The organism is Streptomyces sp. bgisy100, from assembly GCF_057709105.1.
Map to the genome: position 1 here is coordinate 63,576 of NZ_JBYITE010000024.1, position 17,574 is coordinate 81,149.

General features: G+C 75.3%; 14 protein-coding genes. 5 read left to right on the forward strand and 9 right to left on the reverse strand.

What is annotated here, in order from left to right:
• Positions 1-15 precede the first annotated feature (15 nt).
• The 6 genes from AC3EQ1_RS17825 to pgfA all read right to left on the reverse strand — a co-directional run bounded on the left by AC3EQ1_RS17825 (position 16) and on the right by pgfA (position 10,388).
• Positions 16-801 carry a class I SAM-dependent methyltransferase gene (locus AC3EQ1_RS17825; RefSeq protein WP_432095293.1) on the reverse strand — a complete coding sequence of 262 codons (786 nt, stop codon included), beginning with the start codon at positions 799-801 and terminating at the stop codon, positions 16-18.
• Entirely contained in the window at positions 798-2,297 is a 1,500-nt protein-coding gene (locus AC3EQ1_RS17830; protein ID WP_432095294.1) for a condensation protein, read from the reverse strand. The genes AC3EQ1_RS17825 and AC3EQ1_RS17830 overlap by 4 nt, the downstream gene beginning before the upstream one ends.
• Complete coding sequence (locus AC3EQ1_RS17835; protein WP_432095295.1) at positions 2,294-7,018, reverse strand: alpha-(1->3)-arabinofuranosyltransferase domain-containing protein; 4,725 nt, start codon at positions 7,016-7,018, stop codon at positions 2,294-2,296. Before AC3EQ1_RS17835 ends, AC3EQ1_RS17830 begins: the two co-directional genes overlap by 4 nt.
• Entirely contained in the window at positions 7,015-7,764 is a 750-nt protein-coding gene (locus AC3EQ1_RS17840) for a class I SAM-dependent methyltransferase (protein WP_432095296.1), read from the reverse strand. Before AC3EQ1_RS17840 ends, AC3EQ1_RS17835 begins: the two co-directional genes overlap by 4 nt.
• On the reverse strand, positions 7,761-9,098 hold the full coding sequence (locus tag AC3EQ1_RS17845; protein WP_432095297.1) for a glycosyltransferase family 4 protein: 1,338 nt from the start codon (positions 9,096-9,098) through the stop codon (positions 7,761-7,763). The genes AC3EQ1_RS17840 and AC3EQ1_RS17845 overlap by 4 nt, the downstream gene beginning before the upstream one ends.
• A 351-nt stretch (positions 9,099-9,449) precedes the next feature.
• Positions 9,450-10,388, reverse strand: coding sequence for a cell envelope lipid trafficking protein PgfA (gene pgfA, locus AC3EQ1_RS17850; protein WP_432095321.1), 939 nt, complete (start codon positions 10,386-10,388; stop codon positions 9,450-9,452).
• A gap of 455 nt (positions 10,389-10,843) precedes the next feature.
• On the opposite strand from pgfA, the gene AC3EQ1_RS17855 reads away from it, so the two are divergent.
• The 3 genes from AC3EQ1_RS17855 to AC3EQ1_RS17865 all read left to right on the forward strand — a co-directional run bounded on the left by AC3EQ1_RS17855 (position 10,844) and on the right by AC3EQ1_RS17865 (position 13,400).
• Entirely contained in the window at positions 10,844-11,011 is a 168-nt protein-coding gene (locus AC3EQ1_RS17855; RefSeq protein WP_432095298.1) for a hypothetical protein, read from the forward strand.
• A 3-nt stretch (positions 11,012-11,014) separates the two neighbouring features.
• Positions 11,015-12,217, forward strand: coding sequence for a PucR family transcriptional regulator (locus tag AC3EQ1_RS17860; protein ID WP_432095299.1), 1,203 nt, complete (start codon positions 11,015-11,017; stop codon positions 12,215-12,217).
• A gap of 409 nt (positions 12,218-12,626) precedes the next feature.
• Entirely contained in the window at positions 12,627-13,400 is a 774-nt protein-coding gene (locus AC3EQ1_RS17865) for an SCO2400 family protein (protein ID WP_432095300.1), read from the forward strand.
• A 99-nt stretch (positions 13,401-13,499) separates the two neighbouring features.
• Here AC3EQ1_RS17865 and AC3EQ1_RS17870 read toward each other — a convergent pair whose 3' ends face one another.
• Positions 13,500-14,123 carry a mycothiol-dependent nitroreductase Rv2466c family protein gene (locus AC3EQ1_RS17870; RefSeq protein WP_432095301.1) on the reverse strand — a complete coding sequence of 208 codons (624 nt, stop codon included), beginning with the start codon at positions 14,121-14,123 and terminating at the stop codon, positions 13,500-13,502.
• Positions 14,124-14,430: 307 nt separating this feature from the next.
• The gene (locus AC3EQ1_RS17875; RefSeq protein ID WP_432095302.1) at positions 14,431-14,868 is read right to left on the reverse strand and encodes a MarR family winged helix-turn-helix transcriptional regulator; all 438 of its coding nucleotides are present in this window, start codon (positions 14,866-14,868) and stop codon (positions 14,431-14,433) included.
• Between the two features lie 147 nt (positions 14,869-15,015).
• Here AC3EQ1_RS17875 and AC3EQ1_RS17880 point away from each other — a divergent pair, with 147 nt between their 5' ends.
• Positions 15,016-16,035, forward strand: a complete 1,020-nt coding sequence (locus AC3EQ1_RS17880; RefSeq protein WP_432095303.1) for an NADP-dependent oxidoreductase — start codon at positions 15,016-15,018, stop codon at positions 16,033-16,035.
• Between the two features lie 139 nt (positions 16,036-16,174).
• Positions 16,175-16,603 (forward strand): organic hydroperoxide resistance protein, encoded by a 429-nt coding sequence (locus AC3EQ1_RS17885; RefSeq protein WP_432095304.1) that lies wholly within the window; start codon positions 16,175-16,177, stop codon positions 16,601-16,603.
• A 266-nt stretch (positions 16,604-16,869) separates the two neighbouring features.
• Here the strand turns inward: AC3EQ1_RS17885 and AC3EQ1_RS17890 are convergent, their stop codons facing one another.
• Positions 16,870-17,346, reverse strand: a complete 477-nt coding sequence (locus AC3EQ1_RS17890) for a cupredoxin domain-containing protein (RefSeq protein WP_432095305.1) — start codon at positions 17,344-17,346, stop codon at positions 16,870-16,872.
• Positions 17,347-17,574: the final 228 nt, after the last annotated feature.

The following is a 17,574-nucleotide window of genomic DNA, read 5'->3' on the forward strand; positions in this document are numbered from 1 at the left end:
CCCCACCACACCGCGCTACACCCGCCGGGCGTGCACGAGCAGGATGGAGGCGAGCGACGGCACCCGGCACAGGGCCCGGTCCAGCGGACGCAGCGGCCGTGGCACCCCGTGGAAGGGCGCGCCCGCGACCCGCACCACCTCGAACCCCGACGCGGCGACGAACCCGGTCAGCGCGCGGGCCGTGCACAGCCGCAGATGGCCGACGACCTGGCGGCCCGGACGGCCGTGGATCCGGCGCAGGCTCACCTCGGAGAACACCGGCTGCACCCCGGCCAGCAGCAGCCCCCGGTTGTACCAGGCGGCCAGGTTGGGCGTGGAGAGCAGCAGATGGCCGCCGGGGCGCAGGACGCGGTGCAGCTCCTCCAGGGCGGAATCGGGGTCGACGAGATGCTCGATGACCTCGCTGAACAGCACCGCGTCGGCCCCCGCGGAGGCGAACGGCAGCCCGCCGTCGGTCAGTTCGCCGCGGACGACGCGGGGGATCCGGGGTGCCGCCCGCCGCAGCGCGTCCTGCGACCAGTCGACGCCGACGATCCGGTGCCCGGCGAGGACGCGGGCGGCGGTGGCGGCGGCCGAGCCGTCGCCGCAGCCGATGTCCAGCACGGTCGCGGGCGGACGGCCGGGCCCCACGGGGCCGAGGGCGGCGGCGAGCATCCGGGCCTGCCGCAAGGCCCGTTCGGTGCCGCTCGCGACGGGGACGGCCGGATTCTCGTAGAAGTCCCGCAGCCCCGGCCGTGGTTCCTGGGGCGCGGTGCGTCCCGTGGGGGACCGCTGTGGGTGGCTGCCGGCCGGCGCGGTCATCCGGCACCTCCGGGTGCGGTCTCCGACGACGTTGCTTCCGAGGGGACTTCCGGTATCGCTTCCGACGTGGCCCCCCACGTCCTCTCCGGCATCGCTTCCGACGCGGCCTCGGACGCGGCCTCCGATGTGACCGCCGACGTGACCTCCAGGGACTGGGCGAAGAGACGGGCGAGGGCGGCGGCCGCGTCGTCGTCCAGCAGCGCCCGGGACCAGCGCAGCGCCACATGGAGACGCCCGGCGGTGCCGGCCGTGGTCACGGTCAGCCCGCGCGGCATCCGGGCCGGCGCGGAGAACCAGACGGCGTGGGCGCGGCCCGCGTCGCCGAAGTCCAGCGCGTACGGGATCCGGCCGATGTTGCTCACCAGCGTGGTCGACGTCCAGGGCGCGACCGCCCGCCGCAGCCGGCGGGTCAGCGCCGCGCGGGCGGCGACCGGCAGCACGGGGGCGGTGAGCAGCGCCGCGCCCCGCCCCAGCGGCGGCCGGGACACCGACTTGAGGGCGCGGGTGCGTTGTGCGGTGCGGCGCAGCAGCCGGGCGACGGCCTCCGGGTCCGGCCGTTCGGCGCTCAGCAGCTCCTCGTCGGCACGGTCCTCCGGGGAGAGCGCCACATCGACCAGCCGGGTGCCGTTGCCGATCGGCATCAGGGCGCCCCGGGTCCGGTCGTCGACCGGCATGGTGATCCGGACGGGTCCGGTGGGGCGGCCGTGCAGCAGGTTCCAGCGGGCCACCGTCAGCGCCGTGGACACCAGGAGCTGGTCGTTGACGGTGTACCCGGGGCCGCCGCCGGCCCCGCGCGGAGCCCGCCGCGGGACCGGGAGTTCGGTGAGCAGCAGGCCGTTCCCGGTGCCTGCGGTCCGGGCGTCCGCGGCGACCCGCGCGGGCCGCGCCCAGCCCGTCCCGCCGGGAGCGTCCGCCGGGACGACGGTTCCGGCGGGAGTGCCGGCGCCGGGGGACCGGACCGGCGGGGGCGCGGGGGAGTTGTCCGTACCCCCGTACAGCTCGGCGGCGGTGGCCAGGACCCGCAGACAGGCGGGTCCGTCGAGGGCGGTGTGGTTGATGGTGAGCAGCAGGACGCAGCCGTCGCCGTCGGCCACGGGGGTGATGACGTCGAGCCGGATCGGGGGCGAGAGCGACAGCGGAGGACAGACCGAGAGCGCCCGGGCCCGAGCCTCGTCGAGCGCGTCGGGGCCCGGCGGCGGGAAGTGCACCGGGTCCACATCGGCGTCGCCGGTGAGCTCCCAGTGGTAGCGCCGGGCGAACCGGTGGCCCGGTGCCTGACGCATCAGGATCCGCGGATGGCGGCGCAGCGCCTCCCCGAACGCCTCGCGCAGCCGCCCGGGTTCGGGCCGGCCCGGCAGGTGCACCTCGATGAGCACCGTCTCCGGCTCCTCGTCCTGGGCACAGTGCCGGGACACCTCATCCACGGTGGGAAACGGGATCCGTGCCACGGGCGGCGCCCCGGCCCCGGCCCGTCGGGTGTGCGGCAGCGCTGTCATCGGCCGGTCTCCTCTCCCGCGGGGGAACCGCCCGCGCTGTCGCCGTTGTCGCCGTTGTCGCCGTTGTCGTGCGGGCGGGTGTTGCCGGATGGGTGGATGGTGCCGGATCCGGCTCGTTGCGGTGCGCGCCTGTCCGGTTCCACGGCCGGCCCGCGCCCCTCCGGCCTGTCCGGTCCCACCGAGCCGCCCGGTGCCTCCGAGCCACCCGGCTCCTCCGCACCTTTCGAACCGCTCCAACTCTCCGAGCCACCCGGCTCCTCCACACCTACCGAACCGCTCCAACTCTCCGAACCGCGGGCCCCCTCCGGCCCGACCGCCCCCGCAGCGCTCCACTCCGTCGTATCCGGCCCGCTCCCAGTCGGCTGAACTCCGACGAGGCCGTCGCGCCCCGGCCGGTCCGTGGTCACCACCGCGGCCATCAGCGCCACCAGCGCCAGGGCCTGGGCAAGGGCGCCGAACGGACCCTCGTCCGCGGCCGGTGGTTGGCCCGCCCCCGTGGCCGCCGCGATGCCCGCGCCCGACATCGCCGCCAGGGCGACCGGCACCAGCGCACCCGGCCGCAGCCGGGCCAGCACCGCCAGCGGGAGCACAAGCAGGGCCATCGGGCCCGCGATCACGGCGATCACAGCGGTCAGCGCCACCACGCCGAGGAGCACCCCCGGAGCCGGGACGAGCGGCTGCGGTTCCAGTGGGGGCACGGCCGACAGCGGCCACCCCTCCGGACCGGCGTGCCGTTCCCCCTCCGGACCGGCGTGTTGTTCCCGTTCCGGACCGGCCTGCCGTTCGTCCTCAGCGCCGGCCTGCCGTTCCCCCTCCACCGGTCCCGCAGCTCCCCGGCGGAGGAACGCCAGGGCAGTCGGCCCGCTGCCGGCCGGCCGCGTGCCCGACGCCCCCCGGCGGACGAACGCCAGCGCCGCCAGGGCCGCCACGCCCACCACCCCGCCGATCAGCCCCGCCCGGTAGAGCCGCGCCGGGGTGTACTCCAGGGTGACGGTGCCGCCCCGGCCCGCCGGGACCAGCCACGCCTGCTGCCAGCCGTCCAGCCGCAGCGGGGTCAGCTCCTTGCCGTTCAGGGTGGCTTTCCAGCCGTCGTTGGCGTTCTGGTACGTCTGGAGGTACGAGGCCGCGCCGGAGCCGACCCGCACCGTGCGGCGGTCGCCGTGCCAGTCGCCGGCCTCGGCCGGGCGGTCCGCCCCGGACACCGCCGACGGCGTGCCCCGCGACAGCGTCACATCGGTCAGCGCGAGCGGCCCCGCGTCGCCCGCCTCCACCCGGTGCCGCCCGGTGGCCAGTTCGAGGGTTCCGTCCTCGGCCTCGCCCGCGCACAGCTCGACCCGCACCGGCCGCCGCTCCGTCAGGTCACGCACCAGGCCGGAGGCCCGGGTGGCGTGCAGGGTGCCGTCGACCGCGAGCGGCGGGCCCTCGCCGCACGGCACCGAGAACGTCTCGTCCGGCCCCGGCCGCGGCACCCGCAGGTCGTCCAGGGCCGGGACGTACACCTCGCTCAGCCCCACCGGGAGCTGCAACCGCCCGTCGGCCACCGGGTTGTGGACGGTGAGCGGCGCGGTGCGGCTGACGGTGATGTCGAGCCGGTCGGTGCGGATCGGGTCGAAGCGCGCCCGGCCGTTCGCGTCCACGCCCGCGGTCGCCGCCCCGTCCGGCGAGCTGATCAGGATCTCCTCCGGCCGGGTGGACACGCCGCCCGCCGCCGCGAGGACGATCTCGCTGATCTTCTTCTTCCCCGGCCAGCGCAGGTGGATCACCGGCCGGTCGCCCGCGATCCACGCGGTGGTGAGGTCGCCGTCCACCAGGTTGCGGGGGCTGAGCGAGATGCCGGTCCGGCTCGTGGAGTCGGCCGTCGCGGTGATCCTCTTCCGCTTGCCGGGCGCCACCCGGTCCAGCAGCCCGTCGAGCGCGTCGCCCGGCACCGCCACCGCGGACGCCGTCACCCGGTACGCGCCGCCGGCCCGGGTGCCGAACTGCCGGTGCAGGCCGACCTCCGAGGACGCCGGGGAGAGCCCGCCGGCATCGCTGCCCCGGTGCAGGGAGAACACCTCGGCGGGTGCCTCGCCGCGCTCCGCGTCCCGCGGCAGCGCCAGCAGCCGGGTCACCTGCACGCCCGGCACCGACACCTCGGAGAACCCGGCGCCGGACAGCCCCGGACCGGCCTCCTGCGCGGCGAGGATCCGGATGCGCAGCCAGCCGGTGACGCCGACCGGGACCCGGACCGTCTGGGCGGTGCCGTTCGGCTGCAACGGGCTCTCCACGCCGCCCCGTTCGGTCTCCACCCGGATCCGGGTCGGCGCCGCCCGCATCCCGTCCCCGGCCAGCGGGGTCACCCGGATCGAGGACGGCAGCTTGACGGGTGAGGAGAGCCGGACGCGCAGCCACTGGCCGGCCGGGCGTCCCGGGCTGCCCTCCGCCCACGCGGTGTCGGGGTTGCCGTCGAAGGCGTTCACCGGGTCGTACTGCGGCAGGTGGAACAGCCAGTTGCCGCTGCTGGAGGCGGTCACCGAGCGGGCCCCGCGCAGCACGGCCGCCGTCTGGTGTGCGACCCCGTCCACCGGGAGGATCTGCCGGGGCTCGGCGCCCGGGTCCTGGAGGCTGCCGGAGTGGTTCCGCTCGGTGGCGGTATAGGTATAGGAGGTACCGGAGTTGACGAGCCCGAAGCGGGTGTCGGCGCGGCGCAGCCCGTCGGCGACGGCCTGGAGCGGCGGGGTGCCGACGCCCGGGTGGTTGTCCCCGGTGAGCACGGCCGGCCGGTCCCGCAGCGCCGGGTCCGCGGACAGCTGGAGCAGGGCCTCCGGCCCGCCGCTGACGACGGCGGTGTCCGCCGCCGGGCGCAGGGCGACCGGACCGGGCCGGCTGCCGCCCGCGTCCGGTTCGTAGATCTCCACCGCCTGCTGCCGCGGGAACAGCCCCGCCACCTGGAGCGGGGTGTCGCGGGGGATGCGGCCGCCGGTGAGCAGCGGACCGAAGCCGGTGACCCGGCGGTAGCCGGACGCCTCCAGGGTCCGCTTCACCGTCCGCGGCGGCACGTAGCCGATCTGGTCCGGGTCCAGGTCGTTGCGGACGACCACGGTGTGCAGCCCGGCCCGTGCCAGGAAGTCCCGCAGCCCCGGCACGTGTCCGCCGGACATCAGCGCCTGCTCGACGGCGTCCATGGCGCGCCGCGACCCGGCGGTGCCGAACGGCACGTAGTCCCGCTGCGCCCAGCGGCTCCCGGCGAGCACGTCCAGCGGCTGGTCGATGGGGGAGCCCCAGGTGTAGAGGCCGTGCGCGGTGGCCGGGACGACCAGCGCCCGGTCGTCGGCGGCGTGCTTCTCCAGCCAGGCGGCGGCCTTCGACCAGTGGTCCGGCAGCCGGTCGAACGCGCCGGGCTGGAGGATGCTGCCGTTGACGTACGGCAGGGCGAGGCCGGGCAGCACCAGCAGCGCGGCGAGCGCGGGGACGAAGCGGCGGCCCGGCAGCGGGCGGGTGCCGCGCCGTTCGGCGGCCACCGCCGTCAGGTGCGCCAGGCCCAGCGCCAGGGCGAGGGCCAGTCCGGGCTGGAACTTGTAGATGTTGCGGAACGGCCGCAGCCCGCCGTCCAGCACGTTCTGCACGGTGCCGTGGAACGGGCCGCCGAGCGCACCGCCGTACCCGGCCAGCGCGATGAGCGCGACCGCGAGCACGGTGAGCAGCAGCCAGCGGCGCTCGGGCAGGTCGCGCCGGGCCAGCCCGCCCAGCCCCAGCGCGGCGGCGACGGCGGACGAGAGCACGGCCACGGCCGCGGTGACCACGGTCCAGCCCGCGGGCAGCCACGCCTCCCCGAAGTGCAGATAGCCGACCCAGTTGCCCGCCCCGCGCAGCAGTTCGGTCGCGGACATGGTGGCGGTCGTGGTGTCCGCCTGCTCGATGTACGGCATGAAGTTCTCGCCGTACGCGCCGAGCAGCAGCAGCGGCACCACCCACCACGCCGTGGCGAGCAGCACCCCCGGCGTCCACCAGGCGATCAGCGCCCGCTTGCGCGGCCCGGCCGGGCGGCTGAGCAGATACAGCCCGACGGGCAGCAGCGAGGCGAGCGTCGAGGCCGCGTTCACCCCGCCCATGAACGGGATCAGCAGCGCGGACCGGGCGGCGGCGGTGCGCGGGCTCGCCGCCGCGGCGGTCAGCGGCAGCAGCACCCACGGCAGCACCGCCCCGGGCAGGGCGGCGGCCGAGGTCGAGCCGATGACGATGGTGAACGTCGGCCACAGCGCGTACCCGACGGCGCCCAGCAGCCGGGTGGCGGGCGTGCCCACGCCCAGCCGTTCGGCCAGCCGCAGTGCCCCCCAGAACGCGGCGGTGACCACGAGCGACAGCCACAGCCGTTCGGCCAGCCACACCGGGACGTGCGCCAGCCGGGCCGCCGCGTAGTACGGCAGGGCGGGGAAGACGTAGCCCACGTACTGGTCGGCGAGGCCGCCGAAGCCCGCCCGGTCCTGCCACAGCGAGCCCAGCTCACCGAGGAACCGCAGCGGGTCCAGGGCCACGCCCAGCTTGGTCTCGAAGGTGACCTTCCCCGGCGCGGGCACCAGGAACGCCACGAATGCGGCGGCCCAGAACCAGAGGAGACCGCGGCGCCGCCGGCCGGGCGCCGGCGCGGGCCGGACTCCCGCCGCGCCTCCGCCCGGCCGCGGCGCCCCCGGCTCCGCGGGGGACGGGGGTTCCGGGTGGGACAGCAGACTGCTCGAAGTCATGGAGACCGCCGGAGGATGAGGAGGAGGTTCCAGGTGGCGATTTCGCGCAGGCCCGGCACCCGGGTGACGGCGTGCGCGAGGAACGGCCAGTAGCGCGAGCGGGCGGCGACCACGCTCACGTCCCGGCGCTCGCGCACCTGCCGCAGGGTGGGGCCGATGTGGATCGGGAAGAGGTTCTCGCCGAGAGTGTGCTTGGCGGTGCGCCCGGTCCGCCGCCGGTAGCGCCGCCGGGCCCGGTCCGCGCCCAGGTAGTGCCAGGGGGCGGTCTCGTGACCGCCCCACGGGGAGAGCCAGTTGGTGAACGACACATAGATCAGCCCGCCGGGCCGGGTCACCCGCACCAGCTCGCTGAGGAAGGTCAGCGGATCGGCCACGTGCTCCAGCACGTTGGAGGAGAAGCACACATCGGCGCTGCCGTCGGCGAGCGGCAGCAGATAGCCGTCGGCGACCACCGCACCCTCCGGCCGCGGCCCGTGCGCGGTCAGCTCCCGCGGGTCGGGCTCGAAGAGGAAGCCCCGTGCGCCGCGGCGCCGGAACTCCGCGGTGAAGTGCCCGCTGCCGCCCCCGACGTCGACGACCACCCGGCCCGCCAGCGGGGTGTACCGCTCCAGCTGGTCGGCGGCGTCCCGGGCGAGCAGCCGGTAGCAGTGCTCCGGGTCGGACTGCTCGCGCAGGAACGCCCGGAAGAGGGCGACGGACCGGCGGAGCGAGGGGTCCTTGAGGGAGAGCTCCCGCACCCCGGTCACCTCCCCGGGCGGGCGGCTCCGCCGGCGGCGGGACGCGGCCACGACGGGCCGGCGGGCGGGAGGTCCGGCCGGGCGGCGCCGTAGGCCGGACACGCCTCGGCGGCCACGGCCCGGAACTGCCGCACCGTACTGCTCCAGCGGTACCGCGCGGCCCGCAGCAGCGCGGCCCGGCCGAGCGCGGCGCGCCGTTCCCCGCTGAGCGCCAGCGTGCACCAGGCGGCGGCGAACGCGCTCTCGCCGTCCACGAGTTGGCCGGTGGCGCCGTTCTCCACCGAGTCCCGCAGCCCCGGGATGTCGAAGCCGACCGCCGGAGTCCCGCGCACCGCGGCCTCGGTGACGACCAGCCCCCAGCCCTCGACCAGCGACGGGTGCAGCAGCAGCCACGCCTCGCACAGCAGCCGGTGCTTCTCGGCCTCGGAGACCCGCCCGGTGAACACCACGTCCGGCCCGGCCATCGCCGCGAGCCGCTGCCGTTCGGGCCCGTCGCCGACGATGACGAGCCGCCCGCCGGTGACCGGCCGGACCCGCTCCCACAGCCGCAGCAGCAGGTCGATCCGCTTGTACTCGACGAGCCGTCCCATGGCGAGGAACACCGGCTCCGGCGCCTTCGGCAGCAGCGGGCCCGGCTCCTCGACACCGTTGTGGACGACCCGGATCCGGTCCCGGGGCACCCCGATGGCGCGCAGCGCGGCGGCGGTCGACCCGGAGACCGCGACCAGCAGATTTCCGCGGTGGCTCCCGGCCAGCGCCCAGTGCTCCAGCCTGCGGCCGAGCCGGGCCGCGGGGCCGGGGAACCGCATGTCCCACAGATCGGTGTGGACATGGTTGACCAGGCACAGCGTCGGCCCGCGGTGCCAGAGCGGGGCCAGGTACGGCATGCCGTTGCAGACCTCCACCAGCAGGTCGCAGTCGCCGACCTGCCGGGCGAACGCCCGCTTGGCCCGCAGGTAGTGGCCCGCGTCGCCGCCCGCGGAGACGACCCGGTAGTCGCGGTACGCGGCGGGCCCGCCGCACAGCAGGGTCACCTGGTGGCCCAGGGCGGTGAGACCGTCGGCGAGCCGGTCCACGAGCAGCTCGGAGCCGCCCGCCGCCGGGTTGCCGAGGTCGCGCCGGGCGAGAAAGACGATCCGCCGCGGCACCGGCGCCGAGGATGCGGGTCCGAGCGGCGCCGGGGCGAGCGCGGACGTCGTCCCGAGCGCGGACGTCGTCCCGAGCGCGGACGCCGGCCCGAGCGCGGACGCCGGCCCGGACGGGGACGCCGGCTCGGGGACGGGGGAGGGGGACGGCGCGGGGGTGGGGGCAGCGGCGGCCTGCGGAGGTACGTGCTGGGGCATCCGAGCTCCAACTCGTCTCAGGGTGCGGAACCTATGGGGGCGGGGTGCGCTGCCACCGCCCGTGCGGGGTGACGTTCCGGGGGACCACGGACGGCGGATGGCGCGGGGTGGTCAGTTTTCGCCCCTCTGTTCGGTGCGGCTACTCACCGGGATGACAAGTTCCGCCCCGTATCGACCTGACGACTCATCACATCGCGCAGCATTGTGCGATGTCGCGGGGAGCGGTAGGCGTCCGGGCGGGGCTCAAGGGGCCTGCGGGGGCTGTGGGGCGGCCCGGCCCCGGGAACGAGCGAGCCCCCGCCGTGGAGCCAGGGCTCCGGGGCGGGGGCTCGGGGGGGACGGGGGGCGGCCTCAGCTCCGTCCCCGGTCCGTTCCCCGCGCGCCGCGCGGCCGTCCCCGGGCCAGCAGGACGCCCCCGGTCAGGGCCAGGACGGCGCCCACCGCGCCCCCCGCCAACGGCATGGTCCGCCCCAGCAGTTCGAGCCGTCCGCTGTCCTCCGACGCCAGATCCACCTGCGCCCGCTGGGTCGCCTCGGTGAACTCCAGCCGGCCGCTCCGCAGCAGGGTGACCGCGTCCCGCCGGGCGCCCGGGGCCCGCAGGGTCTTGCGCGGCGCGATGCTCGCGTTGATGATCCGGCCGGTGCGCCGGTCCGCGACCAGCTCGATGCCGGTGTTCGCGTACCACTCCTCGGCCATCACCTGACCCTGCTTCGGCCGTCCCACCAGCAGGCCCGGCACCTGCCGGGTGCCCGTCCGGGTCGGCTTCACGGTCCCGGTGAAGCGATAGCCCCGGTACCCCTGGACGGTGGCGGTGCCCGCGAACCGGAGCGGAACCGTCGCCCCGAGCGTGTTGTCCCACCAGCGGTAACCGCGCTTCTGCAGATTGAAGGGGAACTTGAGGTATGCCTCCCCGCTGAAGGACGGCCGCTCGTCGCAGCAGTGCGCCGGCAGATTGGTGCGCCGGTCGGTCACCCACCGCTCGGTCGTCCACTGCAACGACTTCCGCGGGTCCCGCAGCGGCAGCGTCGCCGGGGTGTCGATCGCCGTCGACACGTCCCACACCGCCCGGCCGCTGCGCTCGCTCGCGGCCACGTCGCCCAGCACCCGCCGGGTGATCGTGATCCGGCCGTCCTTCTCGTCGAGCGAGCCGGTGTCGAAGTAGCTGCCCCGCCCGGTGAAGACCGTCGTGGTGTCCACGTCGACGGGCGTCCGCTGCGCGCGCGGCTCCACGTACCAGGCCAGCAGCGGGGCGAGGACCAGCAGGAACACCCCGGCCCCCAGCAGCGCCAGCGACGGCCACGGCCTCCCGCGCCCCGGACCTCCCGGACCGGACGGGCTCCCCGAGCGCTCTCCGGGTGACCCGGGCGGACTCCCGGACGGGCTTCCGGCCGGCCCGGCCGGGTCGGCGGAGGGATCTCCGCCGGAGCCCCCGGGCGGCTCCCCCGGCGGGTTCCCGAGGGGGTTCTCAGGCAACGAGGAACGGCGCATACGGGCAACTCCTGGAAGGTGGGGGTGGGTCCGGGACCGTGCGCGTTCAGCCGCCGGGAGCCGGGCCGTTCCGTGATGTCCCCGCCCCGGAGGGGATGAGCCGACTCGTCCGGAGTGTGCCGGGAGACGGTCTATGAACCGGGAACCGTAGGGGGACTCTTGACGGAGTGTCAATATTGCTCCCACACTGAGCCATCACCGGACCGGGGCCGGTGCACCGGACGTTCTCCTCACCGAGCAGAGAGGCTCGTCGTCCCATGCACAGACTGCTCGCCGCGGCTCTGACCTGCGTGACCGCCGCCGCCCTCGCCGTCGGGGCAGCCGTCGGCATCGTCACCGCGCTCAACGCCACCCCGGAACAGCCCAATGTGCCGCTCGTCTCGTTCCCGGACGCACCCTCGGGCTCCCCGGGCACGGGGCCCTGATCCGTGCCCCGGTCGGCCTGGCAGGACGTCCCGCGATTACGGGTCCGGCAGTTCGCCTCCCTCGTCATGAAGGAGGCCCCCGAGCTGGCCGAGTTCATCCTCGACGAGATCCGCCGCACCTTTCCGGGGCTCCCGCTGGTGCTCGACGAGTCCGGCGAGCCCATGGCCCTGGTCGGGATCCGGCGGGCGCTGGAGCACTTCGTCGAACACCTCGCCGCCGGGCGCGGCCGGCCGACCGTCCACCCCGAGGTGTTCCAGGCCTTCGGCCGCGGCGAACTCCTCCAGGGCCGCAGCCTCGACTCCCTCCAGGCGATCTACCGCCTCGGCGTCCGGCTGGCCTGGCGCCGGCTCGCCGAGATCGGGCAGCAGGCCGAGATCCCCCCGCCCGCCATGTACGAACTCGTCGAATCCGGCTTCGAGTACCTCGACGGCCTCGTCGCCCAGTCCGTCCGCGGCCACGCCGAGGCCTTCGCCCGGCAGGCGGGGGAGCGGCTGCGGCTCCAGCGCCGCCTGATGGACCTGCTGTTCGCCGAGCACCGCACCGACCCCACCGACGCGCTCACCGAACGCGCCGCGCGCATCGGCTGGCCGCTGCCCTCCCGGGTCGCCGTCGCGGTCCTGCTGCGCCCGGCCCGGGACGCGGTCGCGCCCGCCGTCGGCCAGGACGTCCTGCTGGACATGGAGAGCGAACAGCCGCGCATGGTCGTGCCCGAACCGGACGTCGCCGGGCGGGGCGAACTGCTGCGCCGCGCGATGCGGGGCTGGTCGGGCGCGATCGGCCCCCCGGTGCCGCCGGTGGAGGCCGCCAAGTCGCTGCGCTGGGCCGGGACCGCGGTCCGGCTGATGGAGCGCGGCCTGCTCCCCGCCGGGCAGGTGCTGCAGTGCACCGAACACACCGAGGCGCTGGTGCTGCTGCCGCCGGAGGAACTGATCGACGACCTGTCGCGCCGCCGGCTGGCACCGCTCGCCGCCTGCGGCCCGGCGCACGGGCGGCGCCTGGCGGAGACCCTGCTGGCCTGGCTGGAGACCCGCGGCGGCGCGCCGGAGGTGGCGGCCCGGCTGGGGGTGCACCCGCAGACCGTCCGCTACCGGCTGCGGCAGATCAGGGAGCTGTGGGGCGACGACGTGGACGACCCGGACCGCCGCTTCGAACTGGAAATGGTGCTGCGCGCCCGCCGGCTCCGGGGTGAACTGGCGGGGCCGTGACCGTGCCCGGGTGGACGGCTCGGTGAACGGTCCCGTGTCCGGGGCGGGGGAAGGGCCCCGGGCCCGGGTTCGGGGAAGGCCTGGGTTCGGGGAAGGGCCCGGCGTCCGGGGAAGAGCCCGGCGTCCGGGGGAGCCCGTCCGGAGAAGGACCCGGGTCGGGGAAGGACCCGGGTCGGGGAAGGACCCGGGTCGGGGAAGGTCCCGGCGTCCGGCCCCGCGTCCCCCTGCGCCCGCCTCCGCGCGACCGTTCCCCGCGCCCGAACCGGGTACCTCTCAGCGCATCGGTCCGGATCCGTGCCCGTTTCCCGTATACCGCGGTGCATGCGTCACCCCGGCACGCCGGTCGACACGGAATCCTCACAGGAGGCCGCTTCAATCGTTACCGGACGGCACATAACCTGCGGGCGCCATGGATTACTGCTCTCTGTGCCGACGGCACCTCAACGGCGCCCTGTCCTGCCCGGGATGCGGCGCGCCCATCGGGGACCCCGCGCCGCGGGCCGGGACGACCTTGTCCGGGGAGCAGGCCGGCGGTACCCCCGCGGCCCCCACCGGGCGCCGCGCCGAACGGCTCGCCGCCCGGGAACGGCTCGCCGCCCGGGAACACGAGGCCGGGAGCGGTCACCGAGGCCCGCGCGCCCGCCCGAGCCGCGGCCGGCGCGGCCGTCGTGGCCGGGGGCGCCGGGTCGTCGTCGCCGCCGCGGTGCTCGGGGTCGTCCTGGGTGCGCTGACCGTGGCGGAGGTCGCCACCGAGGGCACGTTCCGGGCGCCGTGGGAGGACGGATCCGCCGCGGTCCGGTCGGAACGGCCCACGGCCGACCGGGACCCGGGCGCGTCCACGGGCTCCCTCAGCGCATCTCCCGCGAGCCGCAAGGGCGCGTCGAGCGGCGGCCCCTCGGCCTCCCGGAGCCCCCGCGACGGAGCCGAGGACGGCGACCGGAGCGAGGGCGACCGGAACTCCGACGACGCCGCCCGGAAGCGGCGGAGCAGCGCCCCCGACGAGCCGGGTGCTGCCACGACCACGCGCAGCTCCACCGGATCCGGAACGGCGCCCGACGCGACCCCGCCGCCCCGGACCTCCGCCGCGCCGGCCCCCGCCCCCTCGTCGTCGCAGCGCACCGAGCCCCGTCCGGAACCACGGCCCACCTGCACTGCCCGCTTCCTGTGGTGGTGCGCCACCTGAGTCGGCACGCGGCCGCGCCGCCCCGGCCCGTCGGCGGAGGCTGCGGGCCGGTCGAAGCCTCGGGGGCACGCCGGAACGAGCGACAGCCGGAGCCGTCGGCTAGCTGAAGTCGAGCCCTCCGGTACGGGTGCGCTTCAGCTCGAAGAAGTCCGGGTGGCCGGCGAGCAGCCGCACGCCGTCGAACACCCGCAGTGCGGCCTCGCCGCGCGGGATCGAGCTGAGCACCGGTCCGAAGAAGGCGGCGCCGTCGACGTGGATGGTGGGCGTACCGACCTCTTCGCCGACCGGGTCCATGCCCTCGTGGTGGCTCTTGCGCAGCGCGTCGTCGTACTCGGTCCGGCCGGCCGCCTCCGCCAGCTCCGCGGGCAGGCCCACATCGGCCAGCGCCGCCGTGATCGCCGCGGTGTAGTCGCCGATGTCCTCGTTGTGGATCCGGGTGCCCAGCGCGGTGTAGAGGTCGCGCAGCACGCCCTCGCCGTGCTGCTGCGCGGCGGCGATGCACACCCGGACCGGGCCCCAGCCCCGGTCCAGCAGCTCCCGGTACTGCTCGGGCAGGTTCTCCCGGCCCTCGTTGAGGACGGAGAGGCTCATCACCCGGAACCGCAGGTCGACCTCCCGCTGCTGCTCGACCTCCAGGATCCACCGGGAGGTGATCCAGGCGAACGGGCAGATGGGGTCGAAGTAGAAGTCGATGGTGTGCCGGGTGGTCTGGTCAGCGCTCATGGGCGGTGAGCCTATCCGGGGATTGGCCCTGTGGCCCGGGCCACTGGATCGCGGGAAATGTGGGCCAATCGGCGACGTGGGCCGATCGGCGGAGCCCCGTGCCCCGTCGGCCGTAGCGCCCTGCCGACCGCCCGCCCCGCCGGTCGTGGCGCGCGACCGGCCGTGCCGCCCGCTGTAGCGCCCTGCCGGCCGTGGCGCGAAGCTCGCCGCCCGCCGTGGGCGTGCGTCCGGCCGTGGCGGAAGGGGCTCCTCACGCCGCTCAGCTCCTCACGCCGCTCGGCTCCGGCGCCGCTCGGCTCCGGCGCCCTCAGCTCCCCGCCCCGTCCTCCCCGAGCATCCGCCGCAGCAGGTCGCGCAGGGTGGTGCGCTCCTCGGTCGACAGGCCGGCGAGGGGCTCCCGGGCGAAGCCCAGCGCGTCCCGCAGCCGGGTCGCCGTCGCCCGGCCCTCCTCCGTCGGGGCGGCCAGTTTCACCCTGCGGTCGGCCGGGTCGGGGCGCCGCTCGACGAGGCCGCGGCTCTCCAGCCGGTCGACGATGCCGGTGATGTTCGACGGCTCGCACTTGAGCTTCTGGGCGATGCGGCGCATGGGCATCGGCTCGTGGGAGAGGAGGCTCAGTACGCGCGCCTGGGCGCCGGTGAGGGCGTGCTCGGCCGCCGCGTCCTCGTACTCGTCGTAGTAGCGGGCCACGACGGTGCCGATGAGCTCGACGACCTCGAAGGTCAGGGGATCAGTGCGAGTGGCCATGGCCCCAGGGTACCCATTTACTTGACAACATGAAACATCCAGGAGCATGGTTGTTTCAGTACATGAAACATTGCCCAGTAAACCTGTGGCAGGAGCCCAGCACATCAGGAGCCCAGTACATCTGGGGCAGAAGGAGGCGCGCCCACCATGACCGCACTGCCGAGCACCGGCCGCGAATGGCACCTGGTCGCCCGCCCGCACGGCTGGCCGAAGCCCGAGGACTTCGCTCTCCGTGAGACGGCGGTCACCGAGCCCGGCCCCGGACAGATCCTGGTCCGCAACACCCTGCTGTCCGTCGACCCGTACATGCGCGGACGGATGAACGACGTGAAGTCGTACCTGCCGCCCTACCCGCTCGACGGCCCGATGGACGGCGGCGCGGTCGGCACGGTGCTGGCGTCGAACGCCGAGGGCTTCGCGCCCGGCGACCACGTCCTGCACGGCCTCGGCTGGCGCGAGTACGCCGTCGTCGACGGCAAGCGCGCCGTCAAGGTCGACCCGGAGCTGGCCCCGCTCGGCGCGTACCTGGGAGTGCTCGGGATGACCGGCCTCACCGCCTACGCCGGGCTGCTGGAGGTCGCCTCCTTCCAGGAGGGCGACGCGGTGTTCGTCTCCGGCGCGGCCGGCGCGGTCGGCAGCCAGGTCGGGCAGATCGCCCGGCTCAAGGGCGCCTCCCGGGTCATCGGCAGCGCGGGCTCGGACGAGAAGGTCCGGCTCCTCACCGAGGAGTACGGTTTCGACGCCGCCTTCAACTACAAGGACGGGCCGGTCGCCGAGCAGCTGGCGAAGGCCGCCCCCGACGGCATCGACGTCTACTTCGACAACGTCGGCGGCGAGCACCTGGAAGCGGCGATCGGCTCCCTCAAGCTGCACGGCCGCGCCACCATCTGCGGCATGATCGCGCAGTACAACGCGACCGAGCCGACCCCCGCGCCGCGCAACCTCGCCATGGTCATCGGCAAGCGGCTGCGGCTGCAGGGCATGCTCGTGAGCGACCACCAGGCGCTCCAGCCGCAGTTCGTCCAGGAGGTGTCCGCCTGGATCCGCTCCGGTGAGCTCAAGTACCGCGAGACCGTCGTCGAGGGGATCGACAACGCCTTCGACGCGTTCCTCGGCATGCTCCGCGGCGACAACACCGGGAAGATGGTCGTCGCCCTCGGCGACTGACCTCGCACAGCTCAACCGCCGGGCTCACTCCCGCCGTTCCGGACATCTGGTGCGGAACGTTCCGGTCATGTGAGGGTGAGCCGACGCGTACCCCAGTCGGGACGCGCACACCCGTGCGCGACAACAGGAGGAATTGCGCATGTCCATCGAGTCCATAGAGGTCCTGTACACCGCGGTCGCCACCGCCGAGAACGGCCGCGACGGCCGGGTCGCCTCGGACGACGGCAAGCTCGACGTGGTCGTCAACCCGCCCAAGGAGCTGGGCGGAAGCGGTGCGGGCACCAACCCGGAGCAGCTGTTCGCCGCCGGCTACGGCGCCTGCTTCCAGGGTGCGCTCGGCGTCGTGGCGCGGCAGCAGAAGGCCGACATCTCCGGGTCGCGCGTGACCGCCCGGGTCGGCCTCGGCAAGAACGGCAACGGCGGCTTCGGCATCGAGGTCGCCCTCGAGGTCTCCATCCCGAACGTGGACCGGGCCACGGCCGAGCAGCTCGTCGAGGCCGCCCACCAGGTGTGCCCGTACTCCAACGCCACGCGCGGCAACATCGCCGTGGAGCTCAGCGTGGTCTGAGGCGTTGAGGCGTTGAGGCGCTGAGCGCTGAGGCACTGAGCCGTTCGGAGGGCCGCACCCGCAGCAGCGGGGCGCGGCCCTCCGCGCATGGTGCCCGGCTCGCGGTACTGGCCGCGCCGCGCCGGCTCCGTGCCGACCTTTCCCGCGCCGCACCTTCTCCGTGCCGCGGCGCTCACGGCGCTCCGGTGCCACAGCGCGCCCGCGCCGCAGGTGCCACCACGGGCCCTGCGCCACAGGTGCCACAGTGTTCCCGTGCGTCCCAGGCGTCAGTAGCCGTTGCCGCCGGTGGTGTTCCCGTCCGAGGTGCCGGTCCCGCTGACCGTGATCGTGGTCTTCATGCCCAGGTCCGTGTGGTTGTCGACGGGGCAGAAGACCTGGTACTTACCGTCCTTCAGCGTCACCTTGAGCGTGGTGGACTGTCCCGGCCCGACCGTGGCGCTGCGCTGCTCCCCGCCCGGCCCCTCGAGTTCCATGGCGTGCGGGTGGTGGCCGTCGTTGGTGGCCACGAAGGTGTAGGCACCGGCGTGGAAGGTGTCGGGGTTCAGCCGGAAGTGGTAGTCCGTCATCGTCACCGCGACCCGGGTCGTCCCGCTGTTCTTGGGCGGCGGGGACGTCGATCCGTTCCCGTCACCGCCCGACCCGCCCCCGTACCCGCCGCCTCCGCAGGCCGCGAGCACTCCGGCCAGGACTCCGGCGCCGATCCCCGCTCCAACGCTCCTGCGCACGGTCACGATGCGTGTCATGGCTCGGCCCTCCGGCCCTTCGGCGTCATGTCCGGTCCCGCTCCGGAGCGGGACCTGCTCGGATCCGGGTCCCGCTGCCGAACCCGGTCCTGCTCCGAACCCGGTCCTGCCCTGAACCCAGTCCTGCTCTGCATACGGCGGCAGCCGCGTGACGGGATTGCCGCGCGGGCGGAGAATGGCGGTGAGGTGCCCTTCATGTCCGCCCGCGTTCCTCGCCACGGCCGCCCG

Excerpts from the sequence above, each read along its gene's own strand:
- AC3EQ1_RS17825 (WP_432095293.1), bottom strand. The coding sequence starts at position 801 with ATGACCGCGCCGGCCGGCAGCCACCCACAGCGGTCCCCCACGGGACGC.
- AC3EQ1_RS17830 (WP_432095294.1), bottom strand. The coding sequence starts at position 2,297 with ATGACAGCGCTGCCGCACACCCGACGGGCCGGGGCCGGGGCGCCGCCC.
- AC3EQ1_RS17835 (WP_432095295.1), bottom strand. The coding sequence starts at position 7,018 with ATGACTTCGAGCAGTCTGCTGTCCCACCCGGAACCCCCGTCCCCCGCG.
- AC3EQ1_RS17845 (WP_432095297.1), bottom strand. The coding sequence starts at position 9,098 with ATGCCCCAGCACGTACCTCCGCAGGCCGCCGCTGCCCCCACCCCCGCG.
- AC3EQ1_RS17855 (WP_432095298.1), top strand. The coding sequence starts at position 10,844 with ATGCACAGACTGCTCGCCGCGGCTCTGACCTGCGTGACCGCCGCCGCC.
- AC3EQ1_RS17865 (WP_432095300.1), top strand. The coding sequence starts at position 12,627 with ATGGATTACTGCTCTCTGTGCCGACGGCACCTCAACGGCGCCCTGTCC.
- AC3EQ1_RS17870 (WP_432095301.1), bottom strand. The coding sequence starts at position 14,123 with ATGAGCGCTGACCAGACCACCCGGCACACCATCGACTTCTACTTCGAC.
- AC3EQ1_RS17875 (WP_432095302.1), bottom strand. The coding sequence starts at position 14,868 with ATGGCCACTCGCACTGATCCCCTGACCTTCGAGGTCGTCGAGCTCATC.
- AC3EQ1_RS17880 (WP_432095303.1), top strand. The coding sequence starts at position 15,016 with ATGACCGCACTGCCGAGCACCGGCCGCGAATGGCACCTGGTCGCCCGC.
- AC3EQ1_RS17885 (WP_432095304.1), top strand. The coding sequence starts at position 16,175 with ATGTCCATCGAGTCCATAGAGGTCCTGTACACCGCGGTCGCCACCGCC.
- AC3EQ1_RS17890 (WP_432095305.1), bottom strand. The coding sequence starts at position 17,346 with ATGACACGCATCGTGACCGTGCGCAGGAGCGTTGGAGCGGGGATCGGC.